This is a genomic window from Micromonospora sp. NPDC126480 (genome assembly GCF_040302465.1).
Classification (GTDB): Bacteria; Actinomycetota; Actinomycetes; order Mycobacteriales; family Micromonosporaceae; genus Micromonospora.
In genome coordinates this window covers 38,894-55,752 of the sequence record NZ_JBEORU010000023.1, presented here as the reverse complement: position 1 = coordinate 55,752, position 16,859 = coordinate 38,894, and the positions used below count along the sequence as shown (strand labels likewise).

Here is a 16,859-nt window from a genome sequence, read left to right as displayed (position 1 = left end):
AGGGCTGCGGTCGCGGGGCCGGCGGTCCGGCCCGCGTCCCCTATCGGCGGGCCGGACCGCCTCCAGACGGCAGTGACGAGGGAGGTCCGGCGTGCGTAGCCTGCTCAACCTGTTCCGCCCGGAGCGTGGTCGGCCGGGACGGTCACCGAATGGCGGCTGGTACCGCTCGGAATCGTGCCGCCCCCTGACCGTGGGGCAGGTGCGGGAACGGCGGTTCCGGTCGGTACGCCGAGGGTTGGACCCGGTCGAGGTGCACGCGTTCCTGCACCGGGTGGCCGGCGAGCTGGCCGCGGCGCGGCGTGACCTGGTCACGGTCACCGAGGAGAACGTACGCATCAAGCGGGCGCTGCGGAGTTGGCAGGCCCGGTTCACGCCGGGGGTGCGACGGTGACCCGGGAGCGGTTCGTGGTGCACCTGCCGGTACTCGCCACCGACCTGGCCGCCGCGAAGCGTTTCGCCCGGACGATCACCCGTTCACTCGGCTTCCTGCCGCACATCGACCCGGCGGAGACGACGGTGTCCGAGGAGGATGCGCAGTTCGTACGCCATCGGGTCTTCTGCGACGCCCGCCTCGACGGCGCCGGGCGGTGCGCGCGCCCGGCCGACCACGACGGCCCCTGTACCCCGCCGCGTCACTGACCGTCGCGATCGCCCCGCGCCGGTCCCCCGCACCGGTCCACCGGGCGGCACCGCGGCACGCGATCCAGCCACGACATCACTTCCAAAGCGCCCTACCGACGAGGTTCGCCCTCCGGCGGCGGGCCGGTCGTCCGGTCGGGTGGGGTGCGGTGCCGGGACGGGCGGGGGTGAACGGCGTTCGGTTGGGGTTGGTGGCGGGGTCCGACACACCGTCGGGATGCGCCGTGGCGGCCGCGGCCGTCGCCTCGACCGGCCGGCACCGCTCGACCGGCGGCGTTGTAACGTACGGCCACCCACCTCCTGTTACTTGTGTGTTTCGGCCACATAGCCCGTGCGTGACGTCACTTCTAGCGTGAGCCGTCATATGAGTTCCCCCACCTCCGAGTCCTCACGTGGAGTCGCAATGACGGTCCGGACGACGCGGCGGACGTTCCTCTCCGCCGCCACGATCATGGCCGCGGCGCTCGCCGCCACGGCCTGTGGCAGCCCGCAGGAAACCGCCTCCGGCGGCGGCGACAGCGCCGCGCCGGTCAAGGTTGGCCTGGTGTACTCCCAGTCGGGAGCGCTGGCCAGCTACGGAAAGCAGTACATCGAGGGGTTCAAGGCCGGCCTCGACTACGCAACCAAGGGCACCAACAAGGTCGGCGACCGGGCCATCGAGCTGACCGAGGTCGACGACGCCGGTGACCCCGCGAAGGCGGTCTCCGCGGCCAAGGACCTGGTCGGCAAGGGACACAAGATCATCGCCGGTTCGACGGCGTCCGGCGTGGCCCTCCAGGTCGCCCCCATCGCCGCGCAGAACAAGGTGCTGTTCATCTCCGGGCCGGCCGCCACCGACGGCGTGACCGGCGCGAACAAGTACACGTTCCGCTCCGGCCGGCAGTCGTACCAGGACGTGGTGACCGCGAAGTCGTTCATCGGCGACGCGGCCGGCAAGAAGGTTGTCGTCTTCGCTCAGGACGGCGCCTTCGGTGACGCCAACGAGGCCGCCGTCAAGGCGGTCATCGGCGGCGCCGGTGCCAACGTCAGCAGCGTCCGGGCACCGGCCAGCGCGACCGAGTTCACCCCGTTCGCCAGCCAGATCAAGGCCGCCAAGCCGGACCTGCTCTTCGTCGCCTGGGCCGGCACCACCGCCCCCGCGATGTGGCAGACCCTCGACCAGCAGGGCGTGCTGACCTCCACCACGGTCGTCACCGGCCTGGACATCCGCGCCTCCTGGCCGACCTTCGGCGCGGCCGGCAGCAAGATCTCGTTCCTGTCGCACTACTTCGACGGTGCCACCGACAACGAGGCGACCAAGGCCGCCAAGGCGAAGGTCCCCGGTGGCACGCTCGACCTGTTCCACCCGGACGGGTTCCACGCCGCGCAGATGATCGTCCGCGCCATCGCCGAGGGCGGCGACGACGTCGAGAAGATGATCACCGCCCTGGAGGGGTGGAGCTTCGAGGGCGTGAAGGGTCAGCTGACCATCCGCAAGGAGGACCACGCCCTGCTCCAGCCGATGTTCCAGGCGAAGCTCGAAGGCAGCGGCCAGGCGTTCACCGCCACCGCGCAGAAGAGCCTCACCGGTGACGAGACCGCGCCGCCCGTCGTGGCGATGAAGGGCTGACGCAATGCTCGCCACCCGCGGTCTGACCTGGCGGATCGGTGAGGTCGCCATCGTCGACAGCGTCTACCTCGACCTGGCACCCGGGGAGTTCCTCGGCGTGATCGGGCCCAACGGCGCCGGCAAGACCTCACTGTTCAACCTGATCACCGGCCTGCGCCGGGCCACGGAAGGTCGGATCACCCTCGACGGGCAGGACATCAGCGCCCTCCCGCCGCACCGGCGGGCCCGCCTCGGGCTCGGCCGTACCTTCCAGGCGTCCTCGGTCTTCGGCTCGCTCAGCGTGCGGGAGAACGTCCGGCTCGCCGTGCAGGCGTACCGCGGGGGCTCGATGAAGCTGTGGCGGCGGGCGGCGGCCGACCGGGAGGTCGCCGCCGCCGCCGACGCGGCGCTGGACCGCGTCGGCCTCGCCCACCGGGGTACGGCGCTCGCCGGCACCCTCGCCCACGGCGAGAAGCGCAAGTTGGAGATCGCCCTGCTGCTCGCCGGCGAGCCCCGCGTCATGCTGCTCGACGAGCCGATGGCCGGGGTCAGCGCCGAGGACGTGCCCGAGCTGGTGCGGGTGATCCGCTCGCTGACCGGCGACAGCGGCCGGTCGGTGCTGATGGTCGAGCACCACATGGACGTCATCCTGGAACTGGCCGACCGGATCGCCGTGATGCACCACGGCGCGCTGCTGGCCTGCGACACCCCGGAGACGGTCATGGCGAACCCGACCGTCCAGGAGGCCTACCTGGGGGAGTCACTATGAGCGAGCCGGTACTCAGCGTCGAGGACCTGTCGGTCCGGATCTCCGGGCTGCACATCCTCCAAGGCGTCTCCTTCACGGTCGCCCCCACCGGCGTCACCGTGCTGCTCGGGCGCAACGGCGTCGGCAAGACCACCACGCTGCGCGCCATCGTCGGGCTCACCCCGCGCGCCGGTGAGGTGCGCGGCACGATCCGGATGGGCGCGCAGAGCCTGCTGGCCCGGCCCACCCACCGGCTGGTCCGCGGCGGGCTCGGCTACGTGCCGGAGGACCGGTGCGTCTTCTCCGCCCTCACCGTCGCGGAGAACCTGCGGCTCGCCGAGCGGCGGGGCACCACCCCGGCGTACGACCGGGTCTACGCGCTCTTCCCCGAACTGGAGCGGCGCAGCCGGCAGCGGGCCGGTTCGCTCTCCGGCGGGCAGCAGCAGATGCTCGCGATCGGGCGGGTGCTGCTCAACGACAACCGCCTGCTGCTGATCGACGAGCCGACCAAGGGCCTCGCGCCGAAGGTGGTCACCGAGGTCGCCGAGGTGCTGGAGCGGGTGGCCGAGTCGGTGCCCGTGCTGCTGGTCGAGCAGAACCTGGCCGTGGTGCGGCGGCTGGCCCGGGACGCGGTGGTGCTCGCCGCCGGGCGGGTCGCCTGGACCGGCGACGCCCAGGAACTCCTGCTGGAGACCGCGCTCACGAAGTCCCTGCTCGGGGTCGGCTCCGCGGAGGTGCACCACTGATGGACACGATCATCCTGTTGACGCTGACCGGGCTCGGCCTGGCGGCGCTCTACTTCCTGGTCGCCTCCGGCCTGTCCCTGGTCTTCGGCCTCGCCGACGTGCTCAACTTCGCGCACGGGCTGTTCCTCGGCGTGGGCGCGTACGCGACCTGGTGGGCGGCGGGCAACCTGCCCGGCGCCGGCGGGGACGGCTTCGGCTTCGTGGTCGCCGTCGCCTTCGGCGTCCTCGCCGGCACGCTTGTGGCGGTCCTGGTCGAACTGGTGCTGATCCGGCCGCTCTACTCGCGCACCATCGAACAGGTGCTGGTCACCGTCGGTCTCTCCCTGGCCGGCGTGGCGCTGCTCCAGGCGACCTGGGGCGCCGACCCGCGCACCTTCCCGCGCCCGGAATGGACCCGGCAGGTCACCAACGTGCTCGGAGCCAACGTGCCAAACGGCGGCCTGCTGCTGATCATCGCGGCGGTGCTCGTGCTCGGCGCGATCCTGGCCTTCCTCCGGTGGACCCGCTACGGCCTGATCATCCGAGCCGGGGTGGAGAACCGGGAGATGGTCACCGCGCTCGGCATCGACGTACGCAAGGCGTTCACGCTGGTCTTCGCGATCGGCGGGGCGGCGGCGGCGCTGGCCGGCGCCCTCGGCGGCGTCTACTTCGGCACCGTCTCGCCGGGCCAGGGTGGCTCGCTGCTGATCTTCGCGTTCATCGTGGTGGTGATCGGCGGCATGGGCTCGGTCGTCGGGTCCGCGTACGCGGCGGTCGCGGTGGGGCTGCTGCAACAGTTCGTCAACTACTACGGCACCTCCGGCCTGGGCGACATCTGCGTGGTCGGGCTGCTCGCCGTGGTGCTGCTGCTGCGCCCGCAGGGCATCGCCGGAAAGGTGGCAACGGCATGACCGAGGTCAAGAGTCCCGAGGTTCCCGCCGCCCCGGCCGCGGTGCCGGCCGAGCTGACGCCGGACGGTGGTCGCTGGGACCGGGTACGCCCGTTCCTGCCGCTGGTCCCGCTGGCGGTCGCGCTGATGCTGCCGTACTCGACGCTGCACCTGCCGGGCATCTTCGAGGGCGCGCTGAACTCGCCGGGCACCCTGCAACTGCTCGCCGTCTGCCTGGTCTTCGGTGGGCTCGCGGCCGGGTACGACCTGCTCTTCGGGCGGACCGGAATGCTCTCCTTCGGGCACGCCCTCTACTTCGCCGCCGGCGTGTACGGCACCGACATCCTGATCACGAAGGCCGGTCTGCCGCTGTGGCAGGCCGCGCTGTTCACGATCACCGGCGGGACGATCCTCGCCGCCCTGCTCGGCGCGGTGGCGCTGCGTACCGTCGGCATCGCCTTCGCCATGGTGACGTTGGCGTTCGCCCAGGTCGGCGCGATCCTGGTGGCCCGCGACTTCGGCGGGCTCACCGGCGGCGAGGAGGGCCTGCCGCTGGACGTCTCCGGGCTCCCGGCGGGGCTGGTCGGGGTGACGAACACGGTCAACCTGTACTGGCTGGCGCTGGCGTACCTGGTCGTCGTGGTGTTCGTGGTGCACCGGGTCAGCGGCTCGCCGACCGGGCGGGTCCTCGCCGGCCTGCGCGACGACGAGCGCCGGATCGGGGTGCTCGGGCTCGACCCGTACCGTTTCAAGCTTGTCGCCTTCACCCTGGCCGGCGGGCTCGCGGCCGGCGGCGGCGTGGTCTACTGCCTGATCGTCGGCGGCGCCTCCCCGCACATCACCTCCAGCGAGCTGACCCTGTCGCTGCTGGTCATGGTGGTGCTCGGCGGGCCGGGCACCCGGTGGGGGCCGGTGCTCGGCGGCATCCTCTACGTGTACCTGGACCACCGGCTGGTCGCCTTCGGCACCAGCGACGCGGTGGACGCCCTCCCGGCGTTCCTGAGCCGCCCGCTGTCCCAGCCGCTGTTCGTGCTCGGCACGGTGTTCATCCTGGCGGTCTACTTCTTCCCCGGTGGCATCGCCAGCCTGGCCCCCCGCCTGGCCCTCCTCCGCCGCTCCCTCCGTACCCGCCCCTGACCGGCGCCCGCTTGCGGAACCACCACCCCGTCGATCATGAAGTTATAGTCACGACACGCCGTGTGCGAGAGCGACAACTTCATGATCGACGGGGTCCGGACGTTGGGAGGACGGCGCATGGGTGAGCGGGTTGCGGTCGTGAGTGGGGGCGGGACGGGGATCGGGGCGGCTGTCGCCCGGGTGCTCGCCACCGACGGGTTCGACGTGCTCGTCGTGGGGCGGCGGGAGGACGTGCTCAAGGCCGCCGCGGACCGGATCTCGTGGGATCTCGCCCGGCCGGGTGCGGTGCGGCCCGTGGTCGCCGATCTGACCGACCCGGAACAGCTCACCCGGGTGGTCGAGGCGGTCGGGGACCGGCCGGTGGACGCCGTCGTCAACAACGCCGGGGGTTACCTCGGCGGGGACAGCGGCACGCTCGCCGGGGTCGCCGCCCAGTGGCGGGCGAACCTCGACGCGAACGTGCTCACCGCCGTGCTGCTCACCGAGGCGCTCCGCCCGCGGCTGCGCCGTCCCGGTGGGCGGGTGGTCCTGGTCAGCTCGATCGCCGCGCAGCGTGGCGGCGGCGGGCCCTACTCGGCGGCGAAGGCGGCGCTGCACGGCTGGGCGTACGACCTGGCGGCCCAGCTCGGCCCGGAACAGATCACGGTCAACGTGGTCAGCCCCGGCTACGTCACGGACACCGAGTTCTTCGGCGACCGGATGACGCCCGAGGGGCACGCCAAGCGGGTGGCGGCCACGCTTGTCGGGCGGGCCGGCACCCCGGACGACATCGCCGAGGCGGTCCGCTACCTCGCCGGACCGGCCGCGGGCTACGTCACCGGCCAGGTCCTCGGCGTCAACGGCGGATCGGTCCTCGGCCGCTGACGCACCGGCGGCGCGGACCGCCCCGCCTCAGCCGTTCAGCAGCTCGTACGCCGAGGCGGGCGCCGCCTCCACGTCGTCGCCGCTGGGTGCGGTGACCGCCGGGGCGTTGCCGAAGTCGGAGTACTTCACCACGTACTTCGTGGCCTTTTGCGCGCCGGCGGCGGGAATGTCGACGGTCAGCGTGGTCAGGTTGCCGTCCGGCCCGACCACCGCCGTGAACGGCACGGCCTTCGCCGCGTCGCCCAGCGCCGCCACGTCGACGCCGTCCACCGCGTCCGCGATGTCCGGGCCGCTGGTCAGGTCGACCGTGCCCCGGTACGACCCGTCGGGCTGCTGCTGGATCCCGCCGGCCGTCCGCAGGATCACGCCGGCGTTGCCCGGGTCGGCGCCTTCGTACGCGGGCACCCCCTTCGGGTCGGTCAGTTTGCTCTCGTCCAGCTCCATCCACCGCTTGGGCAGCTTGAGCAGCGTGCTCAACTCCTCCGCGCCGTCGAAGTCGACCTTCATCCAGGACTGTTGGTCGATCACGCGGAAGGACATCCGCATGGTGAAGCCGGCCTCGGCGTCCTTCTGGACGACGTTCAACTCCATCCCCTTGCTCGCGGGGTCGACGGAGCCGCTGACCGTGCCGGTGACGTCGGTGCCGGTGAAGAGGAACGCCGGGTCCTTCTCGTCCGGCACGGCGGCCAGCAGGGCGGCCTTCGGGTCGGGCGACCGGGACGGCTCCGGCGAGTCGCCGTCGCCGCTGCAGCCGGTCAGCAGGGTCGTGGCGGCCAGCAGGACGGTCGCGCCGGTTACGGCCCGGCGGGCCGGTGCGGCGGTGCCGGTTCGCTGCGTCATGACTTCATCTCTCCCTCTCCACCAGGACGGGCCGTCGTCGATACTGGCACGCCGGCGGCCGGACGGCGTCGTCGGTGTCGTCGGCCGCTGGTAGAAATGCCGGATGAGCGAGGACCGGACGGCGGTACGTGAGCGGGCCGAGGCGGTGCTGCGGCGGCTGGCCGGGGAACACGCCCGGCTCCGCGACGACCAGTGGCGGGCCATCGAGGCGCTGGTCGTCGACCGGCGGCGGGTGCTGTGCGTGCAGCGCACCGGCTGGGGCAAGTCGGCGGTCTACTTCGTGGCCACCGCGCTGCTCCGGGAGGCCGGCGGGCACGGTCCGACGGTGATCGTGTCGCCGCTGCTGGCGCTCATGCGCAACCAGGTCGACTCCGCGGCCCGGGCCGGCATTCCGGCCCGGACCATCAACTCGGCGAACCTCGACGAGTGGGACGACATCACCGGCGAGATCCACGCCGGCGCGGTGGACGTGCTCCTGATCAGTCCGGAACGGCTCAACAACCCGGACTTCCGGGACACGGTGCTGCCCCGGCTCGCGGCCACCACCGGGCTGCTCGTGGTCGACGAGGCCCACTGCGTCTCCGACTGGGGGCACGACTTCCGGCCCGACTACCGCCGGCTGCGCACGTTCCTCGGCAACCTGCCGTCGGGTACCCCGGTGCTCGCCACCACGGCGACGGCGAACGCCCGGGTCACCCAGGACGTCGCCGAGCAGCTCGGTGACGCTCTCGTCCTGCGCGGCAGCCTGGACCGGGAGTCGCTGCGGCTCGGCGTGGTCGACCTGCCCGGCCCGGACCACCGACTGGCCTGGCTCGCCGATCACCTCGACGAGCTGCCCGGCTCCGGCATCATCTACACGCTGACCGTCGCGGCGGCGGGGGAGACCGCCGAGTTCCTGCGTTCCCGGGGCTACGCCGTGGCGTCGTACACCGGCCAGGCCGAGGACGCGGACCGCCGCGCCGCGGAGCAGGACCTGCTCGACAACAAGATCAAGGCTCTGGTCGCCACAAGCGCCCTCGGGATGGGCTTCGACAAGCCCGACCTCGGCTTCGTGGTGCATCTCGGCGCGCCACCGTCACCCATCGCGTACTACCAGCAGGTCGGCCGCGCCGGTCGGGCGGTCGCGCACGCCGAGGTGCTGCTGCTGCCCGGCGCCGAGGACGCCGCCATCTGGCGGTACTTCGCCTCGCTCGCGTTCCCGCCGGAGGAGCAGGTGCGGGCGGTGCTGGCCGCCCTGCCCACCGACCGGCCGCTCTCCACCCAGGCCCTGGAACCGCTCGTGGACCTGCGCCGGGCCCGGCTGGAGCTGATGCTCAAGGTGCTGGACGTGGACGGCGCGGTCCGCCGGGTGCGCGGGGGCTGGGTGGCCACCGGCGAGCCGTGGACCTACGACGAGGCCCGGCTGCGACGGGTCGCCGCCGCCCGCACCGCCGAGCAGCAGGCGATGCGGGAGTACGCGACCACGCCCGGCTGCCGCCTGCGCTACCTGCGGGAGTGCCTGGACGACGCCGACGCGGCCGACTGCGGCAGGTGTGACCGGTGCGCCGGCCCGATCTTCCGCACCGACGTCTCCGACGCCGCCCTGCGAGCCGCGCAGACCTTCCTCGGCCGCCCCGGCGTCGAGATCCCGCCGAAGAAGCTCTGGCCGACCGGTATGGAGGCGGTGGGCGTACCCCTCAAGGGGCGCATCGCCCCGGCGGAGCAGGCGCTGCCCGGCCGGGCCGTGGGCCGCCTGTCCGATCTGGGCTGGGGCGGCCGGCTGCGCGAGCTGGTCGGGCCGGACGCGGCCGACGCCGACCTGCCCGACGACGTGGCCGCAGCCGTGGTCGAGGTGCTCAAGGCGTGGGCGCACGGCGACGACCCCTGGCCGCGCCGCCCGGTCGGGGTGGTCGCGGTCGGGTCGCGCCGCCGGCCCCGACTGGTCAGCTCGCTCGCCGGGCGGATCGCCGCGGTGGGCCGGCTGCCGCTGCTCGGCGCCGCCGCGGTGTCCGCCACGAGCGGCCCGCGCGGCAACAGCGCCCAGCGGGTACGTGCCCTGCACGACGCGGTGACCCTGCCGCCGGACCTGACCGGTGCCCTCGCCGGCCTGGACGGGCCGGTGCTGCTCGTCGACGACCTGGTCGACTCAGGTTGGACGATGACCGTCGTCGCCCGGGACCTGCGCCGGGCCGGTGCGCCCGACGTTCTGCCGCTCGCCCTGGCCGTCGTCGGCTGAGCCGCGCGCTCGCCGCGCGGACCGTCCCGGAAAGTTCCGAGGTACGGCGAAATGCGACGGTCGCCACGCCCGAGCGGCACCCGCCGGGGCGCCCGCGCGACCGGCGGTAGCGTGGGCGGCATGACCGAGCAGCCGCCCGACGCCGCGCGCGCCGAGCGTGTCTCCGCCATGCCCGACGGGAGCACGCTCCGGCTGGCGCTGGTGGTGGGCGGGCTGATCCTCGCCGTGCTGCTCGGGTTCGGGCTCGGGCGTCTCGGCGCCGGCGACGCGGCCAGGGCGGTCGGCTACGACAGCGCACTTGCCGACCACGCCCACGCACCCGGCACCGGGGCGCACGACCACGGTGCCGACCAGGGCCTGGCGGCGCAGGCAACCGGGCTGTCGGTGAGCGCGGGCGGGTACACGGTCGTCCCGTCGACCGTGGACTTCGCCGCCGGCCGGCCCGCCGAGCTGAGGTTCCAGATCCGGGACGCGCAGCGGCGGCCGGTGACCCGGTTCGCCGTGGTGCACGACAAGCCGATGCACGTGATCGTGGTGCGCCGCGACCTGACCGGCTACCAGCACCTGCACCCGACGATGGCGGCCGACGGCACCTGGTCGGTGCCGCTGACGCTGCCGCGGCCGGGTGTCTGGCGGGCGTACGCCGACTTCACCGCCCTCGCCGACGACGGCAGGCAGACCGCCGTGACCCTGGGGACCGACCTGGTCGCGGCCGGCGACTACCAGCCTCGGGCCCTGCCGGCGGCGGCCACCGCGACGACGGTGGACGGGTTCGCCGTCGACTACCAGGGCAACCCGCAGGCCGGCCTGTCGGTGCCGCTGACCTTCCGGATCGGCACCGACGGGGGCACGGCCCCGCTGGAGCGGTACCTCGGGGCGTACGGCCACCTGGTCGCGCTCCGGGAGGGGGACCTCGGCTACCTGCACGTGCACCCGGAGCCGGACCTGGTCGACGGGACGGTGCGGTTCTGGCTTACCGTTCCGGGCTCCGGGCGGTACCGCCTCTACCTGGACTTCCAGGTCGCCGGCGTGGTGCGGACCGCCGAGTTCACGGTCGACGTCCGCTGACCGGTCAACCCACCCGGCGGATCGGCCGGCGCGCCAGGTAGCGCAGCAGGTCCCGGATGTGGTGCTTCTCCTCGGCGGGCACGGCCGGGTCGGCGAGCCGCTGCAGGATCACCCGGACGTCGGCGTCGACCGGGCCGTCGTCGCTGCGCCGGCGCGGCGACGACGGCCCGGCGTCGGGCAGTCCGAGGGCGCGGAACGCGGCCGCGACGGGCAGGTCCAGCGCGGCGCAGAAGCCGCGCACCTTGGCCAGTTCGGGGTAGTCCTGCCAGTCACCGGCCAGCCAGCGGAAGACGGTGGAGCGGCCGACACCCGTGTGAGACGCCAGGTCGGTCACCGTCCACCCGCGCTCCTCCCGGGCGTCGTCGATGGCACGCCGCACGAAGCGTGCGAACGCCGCCTGTGGCGTTACCTCTCCCGAAGCCATTCCAGCGGGTCTTCCCTCCCGACCGGCACCCGGCCGGTGCGCAGTTCGAGGGTAGTACGCCGGCCGCCAGAAGCAATTGACTGATCGACCAGACCGTCCCGTCGGCGAGACTGACTCGGCAGATAGTGCCGGTGCGGGGGCCCGGGTCGGGTAATCACTGCCGGCCGGCGACCGCCGGGGTCCGCTCGCCGGCCGGCTCGCCGATCAGGGTGGCCAGGCGAGGCACGACGCCCCACTGTTCGACAAGCGTCCGGTACTCGGCCCGCTGGTCGTCAGTCGGTGCGGCACCGGTGCGGCGGGCACGGATGAGCAGGTTCCGCGGCGTGTGCCGGGAGTCGACGAACTCGACCACCTCGGCCCGGTAGCCGTGCAGCCGCAGCAGCCCGGCCCGCACCGCGTCGGTGAACACGTCCGCGAAACGTTCCCGCAGGATGCCCTGCCGGGTCAGCAGGTCGTACGGCGGCGGGGCCGGCCGGGAGCGCAGCTGCGCGGCGACGTCGTGATGGCAGCACGGCGCGGCGAGCACCCAGCGGGATCCCCAGCGCACCGCCCGGGCCAGTGCCTCGTCCGTGGCGGTGTCGCAGGCGTGCAGCGCCAGCACCAGGTCGGGGGCGGGCTCGACGACCGCGTCGGCGATCGTGCCCGCGACGAAGCGGACCCGCTCGGCCCAGCCCAGCCGCTCCGCGAGTTCGGTGTTGCGCTGCCGCTGGTCCTCGCGCACGTCGACCCCGACCAGGTGGACGTCGAGGCCCCGCCGGGTCAGCCAGCGGTACGCGGCGAAGGTCAGGTACGCGTTCCCGCAGCCCAGGTCGACCACCCGCAGCGGGCCGGTCACGTCCTCGGGCAGCGTCGCGGCGAGCGCCCGCAGGAACGCGTCCACCTGCCGCCGCTTGGCCGCCGACCCGCCGATCTCGGCGAAGATCGGGTCACCGGGGTCGAGCAGGTAGTCCTTGGCCCGGTCGTGCGTGGCCGGCGCGGCCGCCGGCCGGGTGGGCGCCGACCGGTGCACCTGAGCCTCACCGGACTTCGTGACCCGCAGTTGCAGCGTCGTCTCCGCGGTCTCGACGTGCCAGTTGCCGAACGGTTCGGCCAGCAACGCGTCCACCGCCGCCGTGGTCTCCGGGCCGGGGGCGACGTTGCGGGTGTACGGCCGGCTCCCGTCGGACGTGGCGATCTGGAGCCGCGGGCCGGCCTTCAGGACGACCGGGCGCAGTTCCGCGCGGACCGCGGCGGGGCGCTGCCCGCGGCGGCGGCCGGCGGCGACCGCACGGGTCAGCGTGGGGCCGAGCAACAGGGTGCGCACCTCGGCGAGAGCGGCGTCCAACGGCTCGGGCATAGCGTGATTCTCCCTGGGTCAGGCGGCCGGCACCACGGCGGACGGCGAGCGCGGACGTTCCGTCCGCTCCCTTTGCTCTGCTTCAACGGGCGCACAAGAAGCCGGCGCATTTCATTGCGTGGGTTGACGCAGAGCAAAGGGGGGCGAAGGCGGGTGGTGCTGGTCGGCCGGGACGGCGCGGAGTACGCGACGTCCCCCGCCGATGAGGACAAGCGGGGGACGTCGAGGCGTGCGCGGGTCAGTCGGCGGTCGCCTCGGCCGGCGTACCGGTGCCCGAACCACCGCCACCACGGCGGCGCCGGCGGCGGCGCGGCTTCGGGGCCGCGGCGCCCTCGGCGGCGGCAGGCTCGGGGTCGGCGACGCCCTCTGCGGAGACCACCGCGGTCGCCTCGCCGGCGGCGATCACCTCGCCGGCCCGGCGGCGCCGGCGGCGGCGGGGAGCGCGCTCCTCGGTGTCCGCCGCAACAGCGGCATCGGTCGGCTCGGCGGTCGAACCACCGCCGCCGTCCTCCCCGCCCCGGCCCCGACGGCGCTCCCGGCCACGGCCCTCACCGCGCCGCGAGCCCCGGGTGTCGCCCCGGCGGGACCGCCCACCGAGGTCCTCCTCGACCTCGGCGGCGAGCCCGGCCCGGGTGCGCTCACCGGTCGGCAGGGTGCCGGTGATCTCCGGCGAGATGTCCAGGTCCGTGTAGAGGTGCGGCGACGTGTGGTACGTCTCCGGCGGCTCCGGCATGTCCAGGCCGAGCGTCTTGTCGATGATCCGCCAACGGGGCATGTCGTCCCAGTCGACGAAGGTCACCGCCACACCGCTCGCCCCCGCCCGGCCGGTGCGGCCGATCCGGTGGGTGTACGTGTCCTGGTCCTCGGGGCAGTCGTAGTTGATGACGTGGGTGACGCCGGTGACGTCGATACCGCGGGCCGCGACGTCAGTGGCGACCAGGGTGTCGATCTTGCCGGCGCGGAACGCCCGCAGCGCCCGCTCGCGCGCGCCCTGCCCCAGGTCACCGTGCACGGCGGCCACGGCGAAGCCGCGGAAGTCCAGGTCCTCCGCGACCCGGTCGGCGGCCCGCTTGGTCCGCGTGAAGATCATCGTCAGGCCGCGACCCTCGGCCTGCAGGATCCGCGCCACGATCTCGACCTTGTTCAGCGAGTGCGTGCGGTACGCCAGCTGCTGGGTCTGCGGCGACGGGCCGGTCTCGGCGGTGTGGCCGGCGTGGATCGTCACCGGCCGGCGCAGGAAGCGCCGGGACAGGGCGACGATCGGGTCCGGCATCGTGGCCGAGAAGAGCATCGTCTGCCGGTCCTCCGGCAGCATCGCAAGGATCTTCTCGACGTCGTCGAGGAAGCCCAGGTCGAGCATCCGGTCGGCCTCGTCGAGGACGAGCGCGCGCACCCGGTCGAGCCGCAGGTGCTTCTGCTTCTGCAGGTCCATCAGCCGGCCCGGCGTGCCAACCAGGATCTCGACGCCCTTGCGAAGCGCCTCGATCTGCGGCTCGTACGCCACGCCGCCGTAGATCGGCAGCACGCGCACGCCCCGGGTGCTGCCGGCGGCCTGCAGGTCCTTGGCGACCTGGATGCCCAGCTCGCGCGTGGGGACGACGACCAGCGCCTGCGGCACGCCGTCGCCACCCTCGGACGGGGCGAAGACCCGCTCCAGCAGCGGCACGCCGAAGCCCAGGGTCTTGCCCGTGCCGGTCGGCGCCTGGCCGATCAGGTCGACGCCGCGCAGCGCGATCGGCAGCGCGTACTCCTGGATGGCGAAGGCGCGGGTGATGCCGGCCGCGGTCAGCGCGTCGACGGTCTCCTGACGCGCTCCCAGCTCGGCGAAGGTGGGTGCCTCCGGTCGCACCGGGGCGGTGGGGGCCAGTTCCTGGCCGTCCATGAGGTTCTGAGTCAGCTCGCTCATATGGATTTGGGGGTGCCCTCTCGTGGGTGCGCCCCGTCTAGTCCTCAGGGCGCTCTCGGTATGGCGCGGGCCACACGGTCGGCGGCGGAACTGCCGCGCGCAACCGGGCCGCACGCGCGCCGCGGGGACCGGCTACGACCAGATCGAACGTCGGTCGGCGCCCACGGCAACTGCTCCAGTCTACCTGAACCCCCTGGCCGCCGTCCTGATTCCGGTCCCGCCACCCGCCGGCCCCCGCGGGATATGACGCCGGTCACCCTCGCCGGCGGGCGGTACTCTGCGCTGGTGTCCGCCCCGATGCCCGATTCCGCCCTCGTCGACCTGCTCGGCCTGGTGGCCCTCGGCGAGCTGCTCGCCTTCGAGCGGATGGCCGCCGACGCCCGGCTCGCCCCCGACCTGCGGCGCCGGGCCGCGTTGAGCGAGATGGCCGCCGCGGAGATCCGCAACTACCGGCGCCTGGCCGACCGGCTGGGTGCGCTCGGCGTGCTGCCCGACGACGCGATGGCCCCGTACGTGGCGCCGTTGCAGGCGTACCACGACTCGACGGAGCCCCGGGACTGGGAGGAGGCGGTGACCAAGGCCCACGTCGGTGACGGCATCACCGACGACTTCATCCGCGAGATCGCCGGTGCGCTTGCCGAACCGGACCGGGGACTGGTGCTCGAGGTGCTGCACGAGTCGCGCTACGCGGAGTTCGCCGCCGCCGAGATCCGGGCCGCCATCGAGGCCGACCCGCGGGTGGCGAACCGGCTGTCGATGTGGGCGCGGCGGCTGGTCGGCGAGGCCCTGTCGCAGGCCGGCCGGGTCGCGTCCGCCGACCGCGGCGCGCTTACCGAACTCATCGCGCGGGGGGAGCAGGTGGACGTGCAGGCCCTGTTCCGCAGGTTGACCGCGGCGCACACCGAGCGGATGGCGGCCGTCGGCCTGAACAACTGACCGGACGCCACGGCAGGCGGGCGCCTGCCGTGGCGTGCAGCCGGATCAGCGGACGGTGAACCCGACCGCCCGCGGGGACGCCTCGGCGATCTCGACGTAGGCGACCTTGTCGACCGGCACGATGACCCGCCGGCCCTTCTCGTCGGTGAGCGAGAGCGTGCCGGTGTTCTGGCCGATCGCGTCGGTCACGATCTGCTCGACCTCGGCCGGCGACTGCGAACTCTCGAGAACCAGCTCGCGCGGCGCGTACTGCACGCCGATCTTGACCTCCACTGTGCCTCCTCACCTGGGGCGAAAATGCCGCCCTGGGAAGGCTATCCGATCACCGGGGTGACGGTCAGGCTGACTCACCTTGCAGCGGGAAGCTCGCGATGCCCCGCCACGAGAGTGCGGCGACCAGCGCCTCCGCCTCCGCCTTGGGCACCTGCCGCCCGCCGGCCAGCCAGAACTGCGCCGCGGTCTCGGCCGCGCCGACCAGACCGGACGCGAGCAGCTCGGCGTGCGACCGGCTCACGCCGGTGTCCGAGATGATCGTGTCGGTGATCGCCGCGATGCAGCCCTGCTCGACCCGCTCGACGCGCTGGCGCACGGCCGGGTCGTTGCGCAGGTCCGACTCGAAGACCAGGCGGAACGCCTCGCTCTCGTGGTCGACGAAGTCGAAGTACGCGCGGACGGAGGCGCTGACGCGCTCCTTGTTGTCGGTGGTCCCGCGCATCGCGTCCTGCACCTTCGCGACGATGGCGTCGCAGTGCGTGTCGAGCAGCGCCAGGTAGAGCTCCATCTTGCCGGGGAAGTGCTGGTACAGCACCGGCTTGGAGACTCCCGCACGCTCGGCGATGTCGTCCATCGCGGCCGCGTGGTAACCGTGGGCGACGAACACCTCCTGAGCTGCGGCGAGCAGCTGCTTGCGACGGGCGGAACGGGGCAGGCGGGTGGGCCGGCCGGCGGTCTGGGCACCGTTCCCCACAGCGGTCATGGGAACCTCCGAGTTCTATGTACGAGCCGGCATATCACCCGTACCGGTCAGGGCTGTTCGCCCGTCGCGGAATTGGCCCGCCGCTGTAACTTATCGCCACTGTCACCACACGGTAGCCTCAGCGGGGGCGACCAAGGAGCGCGCGGTGAGTGATGCAGGGCAACCCGGTGCCGCCACCCCGGGAGAGCACGGTGACGGGACCGGTCCGCAGGAGGACAGTTCCCGCTCCGGCGGCGGGTGGATGCCCCCCACGGGAGGTTGGCCGCCGGACCAGTCCGCGCCCTGGCGCCGCTCCGATCCGCCCGCCGGCTGGGCCGCCTCCTCGCCGCGGCACGGCGACCTGCCCGCCCCACTGTCCGGCCCGCCCGGCGAGCCGCCCCCGTCCCACGTCAACGGCCACCGCACCAACGGGCACCCGCACCCACCGGCGGATGCGCCGGCCAGCCGGCAGACCCCGGTGAGCGCCCCGCCCGGGCTCCCGGGCGAGCCGCGCCGGGACACCGACGGCGACCGGTTGGCGGTGCCCGCCCCGCGGCCCGCGCCCCCGGTCGAGCAGTCGCCCGGGCCG

Annotated in this window: 17 protein-coding genes; 11 read left to right on the top strand and 6 right to left on the bottom strand. The window is 73.6% G+C overall.

Annotated features, from left to right (window positions below; genetic code table 11):
- Window positions 1-91: 91 nt before the first annotated feature.
- From ABTW87_RS21000 to ABTW87_RS20965, 8 genes are all read left to right on the top strand, one after another.
- The gene (locus ABTW87_RS21000; RefSeq protein WP_350652548.1) at window positions 92-391 is read left to right on the top strand and encodes a DivIVA domain-containing protein; all 300 of its coding nucleotides are present in this window, start codon (window positions 92-94) and stop codon (window positions 389-391) included.
- The gene (locus tag ABTW87_RS20995) at window positions 388-639 is read left to right on the top strand and encodes a hypothetical protein (protein ID WP_350652547.1); all 252 of its coding nucleotides are present in this window, start codon (window positions 388-390) and stop codon (window positions 637-639) included. Before ABTW87_RS21000 ends, ABTW87_RS20995 begins: the two co-directional genes overlap by 4 nt.
- A gap of 403 nt (window positions 640-1,042) precedes the next feature.
- On the top strand, window positions 1,043-2,248 hold the full coding sequence (locus ABTW87_RS20990) for a substrate-binding domain-containing protein (RefSeq protein ID WP_350652545.1): 1,206 nt from the start codon (window positions 1,043-1,045) through the stop codon (window positions 2,246-2,248).
- 4 nt (window positions 2,249-2,252) lie between these two features.
- Window positions 2,253-2,996: an ABC transporter ATP-binding protein gene (locus tag ABTW87_RS20985; RefSeq protein WP_350652544.1), complete on the top strand. Its 744-nt coding sequence runs from the start codon at window positions 2,253-2,255 to the stop codon at window positions 2,994-2,996.
- Window positions 2,993-3,721, top strand: coding sequence for an ABC transporter ATP-binding protein (locus ABTW87_RS20980; protein WP_350652543.1), 729 nt, complete (start codon window positions 2,993-2,995; stop codon window positions 3,719-3,721). The genes ABTW87_RS20985 and ABTW87_RS20980 overlap by 4 nt, the downstream gene beginning before the upstream one ends.
- Window positions 3,721-4,611 carry a branched-chain amino acid ABC transporter permease gene (locus ABTW87_RS20975; protein WP_350652542.1) on the top strand — a complete coding sequence of 297 codons (891 nt, stop codon included), beginning with the start codon at window positions 3,721-3,723 and terminating at the stop codon, window positions 4,609-4,611. The genes ABTW87_RS20980 and ABTW87_RS20975 overlap by 1 nt, the downstream gene beginning before the upstream one ends.
- A complete protein-coding gene (locus ABTW87_RS20970; RefSeq protein WP_350652541.1) occupies window positions 4,608-5,726 on the top strand; it encodes a branched-chain amino acid ABC transporter permease in 1,119 nt (372 codons plus the stop codon). Before ABTW87_RS20975 ends, ABTW87_RS20970 begins: the two co-directional genes overlap by 4 nt.
- A 117-nt stretch (window positions 5,727-5,843) precedes the next feature.
- Window positions 5,844-6,590, top strand: coding sequence for an SDR family NAD(P)-dependent oxidoreductase (locus ABTW87_RS20965; RefSeq protein WP_350652539.1), 747 nt, complete (start codon window positions 5,844-5,846; stop codon window positions 6,588-6,590).
- A 27-nt stretch (window positions 6,591-6,617) separates the two neighbouring features.
- On the opposite strand, the gene ABTW87_RS20960 is transcribed toward ABTW87_RS20965, so the two are convergent.
- Window positions 6,618-7,430 (bottom strand): hypothetical protein, encoded by an 813-nt coding sequence (locus tag ABTW87_RS20960; protein WP_350652538.1) that lies wholly within the window; start codon window positions 7,428-7,430, stop codon window positions 6,618-6,620.
- A 103-nt stretch (window positions 7,431-7,533) separates the two neighbouring features.
- Here ABTW87_RS20960 and ABTW87_RS20955 point away from each other — a divergent pair, with 103 nt between their 5' ends.
- Both ABTW87_RS20955 and ABTW87_RS20950 read left to right on the top strand, forming a co-directional pair.
- Entirely contained in the window at window positions 7,534-9,645 is a 2,112-nt protein-coding gene (locus tag ABTW87_RS20955; RefSeq protein ID WP_350652537.1) for a RecQ family ATP-dependent DNA helicase, read from the top strand.
- Window positions 9,646-9,765: 120 nt separating this feature from the next.
- Window positions 9,766-10,713 carry a DUF8832 domain-containing protein gene (locus ABTW87_RS20950; RefSeq protein WP_350652536.1) on the top strand — a complete coding sequence of 316 codons (948 nt, stop codon included), beginning with the start codon at window positions 9,766-9,768 and terminating at the stop codon, window positions 10,711-10,713.
- A 4-nt stretch (window positions 10,714-10,717) separates the two neighbouring features.
- On the opposite strand, the gene ABTW87_RS20945 is transcribed toward ABTW87_RS20950, so the two are convergent.
- The 3 genes from ABTW87_RS20945 to ABTW87_RS20935 form a co-directional block, all read right to left on the bottom strand.
- Window positions 10,718-11,137, bottom strand: coding sequence for a helix-turn-helix domain-containing protein (locus tag ABTW87_RS20945; RefSeq protein WP_350652534.1), 420 nt, complete (start codon window positions 11,135-11,137; stop codon window positions 10,718-10,720).
- 154 nt (window positions 11,138-11,291) lie between these two features.
- Entirely contained in the window at window positions 11,292-12,473 is a 1,182-nt protein-coding gene (locus tag ABTW87_RS20940; RefSeq protein WP_350652532.1) for a class I SAM-dependent methyltransferase, read from the bottom strand.
- Between the two features lie 238 nt (window positions 12,474-12,711).
- Window positions 12,712-14,379, bottom strand: a complete 1,668-nt coding sequence (locus ABTW87_RS20935) for a DEAD/DEAH box helicase (protein ID WP_350652530.1) — start codon at window positions 14,377-14,379, stop codon at window positions 12,712-12,714.
- A 285-nt stretch (window positions 14,380-14,664) separates the two neighbouring features.
- Between ABTW87_RS20935 and ABTW87_RS20930 the strand changes: the two genes are divergently transcribed.
- Window positions 14,665-15,315 carry a ferritin-like fold-containing protein gene (locus ABTW87_RS20930; protein ID WP_350652529.1) on the top strand — a complete coding sequence of 217 codons (651 nt, stop codon included), beginning with the start codon at window positions 14,665-14,667 and terminating at the stop codon, window positions 15,313-15,315.
- Window positions 15,316-15,360: 45 nt separating this feature from the next.
- On the opposite strand, the gene ABTW87_RS20925 is transcribed toward ABTW87_RS20930, so the two are convergent.
- Window positions 15,361-15,588 (bottom strand): DUF3107 domain-containing protein, encoded by a 228-nt coding sequence (locus tag ABTW87_RS20925; protein WP_350652528.1) that lies wholly within the window; start codon window positions 15,586-15,588, stop codon window positions 15,361-15,363.
- A 64-nt stretch (window positions 15,589-15,652) separates the two neighbouring features.
- Complete coding sequence (locus ABTW87_RS20920; protein ID WP_350652527.1) at window positions 15,653-16,291, bottom strand: TetR/AcrR family transcriptional regulator; 639 nt, start codon at window positions 16,289-16,291, stop codon at window positions 15,653-15,655.
- Between the last annotated feature and the right edge of the window lie 568 nt (window positions 16,292-16,859).